General features: G+C 64.1%; 1 protein-coding gene. It reads right to left on the minus strand.

Features of this window, described 5'->3' with window-relative positions; all coding sequences use genetic code 11:
- A partial coding sequence (locus tag BLX41_RS35960) for a GMC family oxidoreductase N-terminal domain-containing protein (protein WP_259745069.1) occupies positions 1–1,217 on the minus strand: 1,217 nt, incomplete at both ends.

The raw sequence follows: 1,217 nt of genomic DNA on the forward strand, positions 1-1,217 counted from the left end.
TTGCCGAGAATCACATTGGGTTGCTGGCCAACCCCGGGCCAGTCGATGCGCAACTGATCCTTGGCGTCCAGCAGCATGCGGCCGCGCCCATTGTCATGACTCATGATCAGGTAGGTCTGCATGTTGTGCAGCGCGCCGTAGTAAGGCCCCCGCAGAAAGCTCTCGGCCTCGCGCGCCTTGTAGCCCAACTGGCCGCTGAGGCTGTCGTCGGTGGCCTTGCCCAGGGTGCTGGCGAACAGCGCCATGCTGGGCACCATGGCCCGGCCCAGGGCGCCGGGAATCGACCCCTCCTCGATGACCATGCGGCTGCGCCAGTCGCCTTCGGTGCGCATGTCGATGATGGAGGTGATGCACGGCCCCACGGGTTTGAGCTCACTGGCCGAATGGGTGCCGAAGCCGATGCCGTTGATGGTCTGCTCACAGTTATGGCCGAACCCGAGGATGTCGCCGTTGCCGCTCATGTGCTCACCCAGCTGGTCCGAGGTGGACAGGCCCTTGGCCCTGGAGCGCAGGAGGATTTCCGTGGAACCCAGGGTGCCGGCACTGAGCACGATGACGTCGGCCTTGACGAACAGGGTCGGCGCCGAGAACTTCTCGCGCCCACTGTCCAGGTACTGGAAGTGCACGATCCAGCCATCACCGTCCTGCTCCAGGTAACGCACCTCGGCCTGGCAGAAAATCTCGGCGCCATGATTGCTGGCATCCGGCAGGTAATTCATCAAGGTGGTGTTCTTGGCCTTGTTGTTACAGCCCGAGACACAGTCGCCGCAGTGGTTGCAGGGCAATTGCTCGACCCCGACATGGTTGAGGTTGTTGGGCAGCTTGGCGAAAGTCACGTTGATCGGCGGCTTGTAGAAGTGCGCGCCCTGCTTGAGAAACTCCGCGGATTTCCGGTTGGCCTGGAGCTTGGGCAAGGCGGGTGCCGAGTCGGGATAGGGAGTGGGCTTGAGCATCTCCCGGGCTCGGGCGTACCCCTCCTTGAGCAGGGTATCGCGATGCTCGCGTACCGCCTGGGGCCAGCGCGGATCGTCGAAGACCCCGGGTTCGGGCTCCAGGGCAACGTTGGCATTGATCAGCGACGTGCCGCCCAGGCCGCACCCCACTACCACGTTCTGCTGGGCATTGACGTGCAGATCGAAGAGCCCGGTACGCGAGCCGATATGGCCGTCGGGGTCGTGCACCTGCAATTCTTCAGTGGCGGGGGCCCGGGGGTTGGG

This window comes from Pseudomonas protegens, assembly GCF_003732485.1.
GTDB lineage: Bacteria > Pseudomonadota > Gammaproteobacteria > Pseudomonadales > Pseudomonadaceae > Aquipseudomonas > Aquipseudomonas protegens_B.